Origin of the sequence: uncultured Abyssibacter sp. (assembly GCF_964000955.1) — a bacterium.
Classification (GTDB): Bacteria; Pseudomonadota; Gammaproteobacteria; order Nevskiales; family OUC007; genus Abyssibacter.
Map to the genome: position 1 here is coordinate 1 of NZ_CAXFCL010000288.1, position 5413 is coordinate 5413.

The 5413-nt window shown below is 66.3% G+C and carries 6 protein-coding genes; 1 reads left to right on the forward strand and 5 read right to left on the reverse strand.

What is annotated here, in order from left to right; genetic code table 11:
* Positions 1-698: class I tRNA ligase family protein (locus ABNS06_RS13925; protein WP_348675198.1), on the reverse strand; the 698-nt coding region annotated here is incomplete at its 3' end.
* Between the two features lie 54 nt (positions 699-752).
* On the opposite strand from ABNS06_RS13925, the gene ABNS06_RS13930 reads away from it, so the two are divergent.
* Positions 753-1781 (forward strand): DUF2804 domain-containing protein, encoded by a 1029-nt coding sequence (locus ABNS06_RS13930; protein ID WP_348675199.1) that lies wholly within the window; start codon positions 753-755, stop codon positions 1779-1781.
* Positions 1782-1788: 7 nt separating this feature from the next.
* Here the strand turns inward: ABNS06_RS13930 and lnt are convergent, their stop codons facing one another.
* From lnt to ABNS06_RS13950, 4 genes are all read right to left on the reverse strand, one after another.
* Positions 1789-3273 carry an apolipoprotein N-acyltransferase gene (gene lnt / locus ABNS06_RS13935; protein ID WP_348675200.1) on the reverse strand — a complete coding sequence of 495 codons (1485 nt, stop codon included), beginning with the start codon at positions 3271-3273 and terminating at the stop codon, positions 1789-1791.
* A gap of 25 nt (positions 3274-3298) precedes the next feature.
* The gene (locus ABNS06_RS13940; RefSeq protein WP_348675201.1) at positions 3299-4177 is read right to left on the reverse strand and encodes a transporter associated domain-containing protein; all 879 of its coding nucleotides are present in this window, start codon (positions 4175-4177) and stop codon (positions 3299-3301) included.
* On the reverse strand, positions 4174-4632 hold the full coding sequence (ybeY, locus tag ABNS06_RS13945; protein ID WP_348675202.1) for an rRNA maturation RNase YbeY: 459 nt from the start codon (positions 4630-4632) through the stop codon (positions 4174-4176). Before ybeY ends, ABNS06_RS13940 begins: the two co-directional genes overlap by 4 nt.
* A partial coding sequence (locus ABNS06_RS13950) for a PhoH family protein (RefSeq protein WP_348675203.1) occupies positions 4629-5413 on the reverse strand: 785 nt, incomplete at its 5' end. The genes ybeY and ABNS06_RS13950, both read right to left, overlap by 4 nt.

Here is a 5413-nt window from a genome sequence, read left to right on the forward strand (position 1 = left end):
TCCACCTCGACACCGACGCTGCGCCCGATCCAGTTGCGCTGCATGGTCTTGACCGCATCCGGCCAGCCCGGCAGCCGGTCCAGACCCTCCAGCAGTTCATCGGCGTAGTCGGTGATGCGGATGAACCACTGCTCGATTTCGCGTCGCTCGACCGGTGCCCCGGAGCGCCAGCCGCGACCGTCGACGACCTGTTCGTTGGCCAGCACGGTCTGATCGATCGGATCCCAGTTCACGACCGCGGTCTTGCGGTAGGCCAGTCCGCGCTCGATCATCCGCGTAAACAGCCACTGCTCCCAGTGGTAGTAGTCCGGCTTGCAGGTCGCCAGCTCGCGCGACCAGTCATAGCCCAGACCCAGGCGCTGCAACTGGCCGCGCATGTGATCGATGTTGGCGTAGGTCCAGTCCGCTGGCGGCACCTTGTTCTGGATCGCCGCGTTCTCGGCCGGCAGGCCGAACGCATCCCAGCCCATCGGCTGCAACACGTTGAATCCACGCTTGCGCTTGAAACGGCTGATCACGTCGCCCAGCGTGTAGTTGCGCACATGCCCCATGTGCAGATGCCCGCTCGGGTACGGAAACATCGTCAGGCAATAGAATTTCTCGCGCGTATCGTCCTCGTTCACCGAGAACGTCGCGGCCTCGCGCCAGTGGGTCTGGGCTTCGGATTCGATCGCGGCGGGATCGTACGACTGGCTCATGTGTTACAACGCGCGGCGAGCGCCGGGACAAGGAAAGGCGCGCAAGGATACCGAATGACGCAATCCCCGCCCATGCGATCGCTGCTGAACGCCAACGGACAGGCGCAACTCGGCATCTTCGACACCACCCCCGAGCAGGTGAGCTGGCGGGCGGCGGATTTTCGCAGCCCGCTGGGCCGGCGCCACGGCCGCTGGCGCAGGCGCATGGCGTTCAAGCAGTTCGAGTACTACGGCATCGTCGCCCCGGACCTGTTCGCCGGCTGCGCGCTGGCCAACATCGGCTGGGTCGGGGCTGCCTTCATGTACGTGTTCGTGCCATCCACCGGGGTCATGGATGCCGTGAGCGTGCGACGACCGTTCGGTTGTGGGCTGACGCTGACTGATCGCCCCATTGACGGCCAGAGCCATTTGTCGACGCGACCCGCCAGTGTGCACATGCGCTACTCGCGAGCCGGCCGCGCGCTACAGGTCGAAACGCGCAGCGGCATCGAGATCGACGCCACCTTCTCCGAAGGGCCGGAACACTGCCAGCCGATGTCGCTTTGCACGCAAACCGCGCGCAACGGCTGGGTCTATGCCCGCAAGATCGCCGGCACCCGCGTGTTCGGCCATGTGAAGGGCGCCGGCGTGCAACTGGACCTGAGCGAAATCGGCGCCTTCGCCCACCACGACTATTCCGCCGGGTTCATGCGCCGGGAGACGTTCTGGAACTGGGCCTGCTTCACCGCGCAAATCGGCACGCAACGCGTGGGCCTCAACGTCTCCTGCGGCGTCAACGAAACCGGCTTCTCCGAGAACTGCCTGTGGATCGACGGCGAGCGCATCGCCATCGGCCCAACGCATTTCAACTTCTCCCGTCACGACCTGACCGCGCCGTGGACCGTACGCAGCGCCTGCGAAACCCTGGACCTGCGCTTCCAGCCCTGCGGCCGCCACACCGAACGCCTGAACGCCGGACTGATCGCCAGCGACTTTCGCCAGGACTTCGGCAACTTCTCGGGAACCATACGGCCCGAGGGCCGGCCGGCGATGGAGATTCGCGACGTACCCGGCTTCTGCGAGGATCAGTTCGCGCGCTGGTAGGCCACGATCACGCCGCCCGACGCCGGCGAACCAGGCTCGCGGCCAGCAGCGCCAGAGCAGCCAGCGCCGAGCCCCACCACAGCGGACGGTCGTCCCAGCGCATGTAGGGCGTCTCGCCAGTCACCGGCTGCACCTTTGCCCGCAGCGTCGCAACCTCGAACTGCGGCACCTGCTGCTGAATCTCGCCATCCGGGCCGATGACCGCGGTGATGCCGGTCTGGGCGGCCTTCAGCAGTGGGCGCGCTGTTTCCACCGAACGCATGCGTGCGATTTGCAGGTGCTGCGGCGCGGCGGTCGCATCATGGAACCAGGCGTCGTTGGTCACGTTGACCAGCAGGCCCGAACCTCGGCCCTCGCGGGCGATCTCGTCGCCGAACACGTCCTCGAAACAGATCGAGATCGACGCCGACGTATGCGCGATCGGAAACAGCGGCTGGCCCGCGTCGCCGGTGTCGAGGTTCGCGAAACGCAGATCCACCACATCCAGCAGCGGGCGCATGAAATCGGGCAGCGGAAACACCTCGCCAAAGGGCACGAGATGACGCTTGAGATAGGTGCCCTCGGTCGCGCCAATCCCGACGACGCTGTTGAGCATCTGCGTGCGCTCGTCATTCGGGATCAGCGTGCCGAGCACGACCGCGGTGCCAGCCTGGGCGGCGCGCCGCCCGATGCGCGCCAGATAACCATGCCGGATCTGCGGATAGGTGTAGGGCACCGCCGCCTCTGGCCACACGACCAGATCAGCGCCAAGCGCCTCATCGGTCAGCCGCTCGTAGAGCCCGGCGATCCGTGGGCCTTCCGAATCCCGCCACTTGTCCGCCTGCGCCACGTTGCCCTGGATCAGCGCAACATCCAGCGGCGGGCCGTCGGCCATGGTCCAGGACGACGGCGCCGGCAACAGCAGCGGCGACACGAGAATCAGCAGCAGCGGCACACCATGGCTCAGCCAGTGCCGCTGCAGTACCAGAGCAACACCGCAGCCGGCCGCCGTCCACAACAGCCCGCTGATGCCATGCACGCCCAGCACCGCGCCCCAGTCCCGCATGTTGGTGTCGATGAACGCATAGCCGGTCGACAACCACGGAAAGCCTTCCAGCACCGTACCTCGAAGCAGCTCTGACGCGGTCCAGGCGATCCCGAGCACGAAGGGGCCCAGCGGCGATGTCCAGGGCGACAACCGGCGGGCAAACGCGAGCAGGGTCGCCGGGAACAGCGCGAGCACGGAGGCCAGCACGCAGACCAGGACCACGCCCAGCCACGGCGCCGCGTTGCCGTAGTAGACCGTCGAGTAGTAGACCCAATAGATGCCACTGGTGAAATGGGTGAACCCGAACACGAACCCCAGCAGCCAGGTGCGGCCAGTCGACTGGTTCCACAGCGCGATGACCAGCGCCAGCATCGCCAGCGCCGTCAGCGGCCACCAGCTGAACGGGGCGAAACCCAGCGTGGCCGCGCCGCCCGCCACGGCGCAGCCCAGCATGCGAACCCACATCAGCGAATCGCTCCCCTTCGGAGACTCAGTGCTCGGCCTCGTTGGTATCCACCAACGACACCTGCAGGGTCTGGACGCGGCGGCTGTCGGCGCGCTGCACGGTGAAGCCGAACGGTCCGATGCTCACCGACTCGCCCCGCGACGGCATCCGCCCGAACTCGTGGGTCACCAGACCGCCAACCGTGTCGAACTCCTCGTCGGAGAACTCGGAGCTGAAGTAGCGGTTGAATTCCTCGATGGGCGTCAGCGCGCGGACCAGATAGCGATGCTCGTCCTGACGCAGGATGTAGGCGCCCTCGGCCTCGTCGTACTCGTCGTCAATCTCGCCGACGATCTGCTCCAGCACGTCCTCGATGGTCACCAGACCGGCGACACCACCGTATTCGTCCACGACCACGGCCATGTGATTGCGGCTGGAACGGAACTCCTTGAGCAGCACGTTCAGACGCTTGGATTCGGGCACGAACGCGGCCGTGTGCATGCCGCTGCGCACGTCGAAGCCCGCCTCGGCATCGCGGCCGGCGGCACTGATGTGCCGCAGCAGGTCCTTGGCGAGCAGAATGCCCAGCACCTCATCACGGCTCTCGCCGATGACGGGGAAGCGCGAATGTCCGGACTCGACGACGATGTTCACGACCTCGCCCAGGCTGGCATCGGCCTCGATGACCACCATCTGCCCGCGCGGAATCATGATGTCGCGGACCTGGGTCTCGGCGACTTCGAGCACGCCCTCGATCATCCAGCGGGCGTCGCGATCAATCAGCTCGTCGTCTTCGGCCTGGCGTAGCGTGGCGAGCAGGTCTTCCCGGGAACGCGGCGCGCCCCCCAGGCTGCGACCCAGGCGGCGCAGCCAGTTGTCAGAAGAGTCCTGCTCGATCGAACTGGGAGGTTCCGAATCGTTCATGCGGCGTGTTGTGTCTCGTAGGGATTGGATATGCCGAGCGTCGCCAGGATGGCGATTTCCTCGGACTCCATGATCTCCGCCTCGGATGACAACTCGTGGTCATGACCGGAGAGATGCAGCAGTCCGTGAATGGTCAGGTGGGCCCAGTGGTCGACGAACGCCTTGCCCTGGGCACGCGCTTCCTCGGCCACGACCGGCGCGCAGAACACCAGATCACCCAGCAATTCCGGCACGTCGCCGTAACCGAAGGACAGCACGTTGGTGGGTTTGGCCTTGCCGCGCCACTGCTCGTTGAGTGTATGGCTTTCGTCGCGGTCGACGATGCGCAGGGTCAGTTCGCCGGCCAGCGGGACGCGCGCGTCCACCGCCGCGATCCAGCGAGCGAAATCGGCATCGGATGGCGATTCGACATCCACCACCCGCTGCACGGTCCAGTCGATCTCATCGAGGCTCACGCGTCCTCCCGATCGTAGGCATCGACAATCCGCTGCACCAGCGGATGTCGCACCACATCCCTGGCCTGGAAGCGCGCAAAACTGATGCCATCGACACCTTGCAGCAACTCCACCGCATGGCGCAGTCCGGAACGCTGGCCCCGGGGCAGGTCCACCTGCGAGGTATCGCCGGTGACGACAGCCTTGGACCCGAAGCCGATGCGGGTCAGGAACATCTTCATCTGCTCGACGGTGGTGTTCTGCGCCTCGTCGAGAATGATGAAGGACTCGTTGAGCGTGCGGCCGCGCATGTAGGCCAGCGGCGCCATCTCGATCACCCCGCGCTCGGACAGTCGCGCCACACGGTCGTGGCCCAGCATCTCGTAGAGCGCGTCGTACAGCGGCCGCAGATAGGGGTCGATCTTCTGCGCGAGATCGCCGGGCAAGAAGCCCAGGCGCTCCCCGGCCTCGACCGCCGGGCGCACCAGCACCAGACGGCGCACGCGCTCCGTCTCCAGGGCCTCGACGGCGGTGGCGACGGCCAGGTAGGTCTTGCCGGTACCAGCCGGGCCGATCCCGAAGTTCAGGTCATGATTTCGAATGTTCTCGATGTAGCGACGCTGGTTGGGCGTCCGTCCACGAATGCTGATGCGACGCGCGCGCACGGGTTGTCCATCGGAACCACCGCCGACCGGCTGCTCCGGCGCCCGTTCATCGAATTCGGCGCGCACGGTCGCCAGCGCCATGTGGACATCCTCGGTGTCCAGATCGCTGCCGGCCCGCTTGTGCAACTCCCGCAGCA

Bases quoted from the DNA above. Each gene is read 5' to 3' on its own strand.
- ABNS06_RS13930 (WP_348675199.1), top strand. From the start codon at position 753: ATGACGCAATCCCCGCCCATGCGATCGCTGCTGAACGCCAACGGACAG.
- ABNS06_RS13940 (WP_348675201.1), bottom strand. From the start codon at position 4,177: ATGAACGATTCGGAACCTCCCAGTTCGATCGAGCAGGACTCTTCTGAC.
- lnt (WP_348675200.1), bottom strand. From the start codon at position 3,273: ATGTGGGTTCGCATGCTGGGCTGCGCCGTGGCGGGCGGCGCGGCCACG.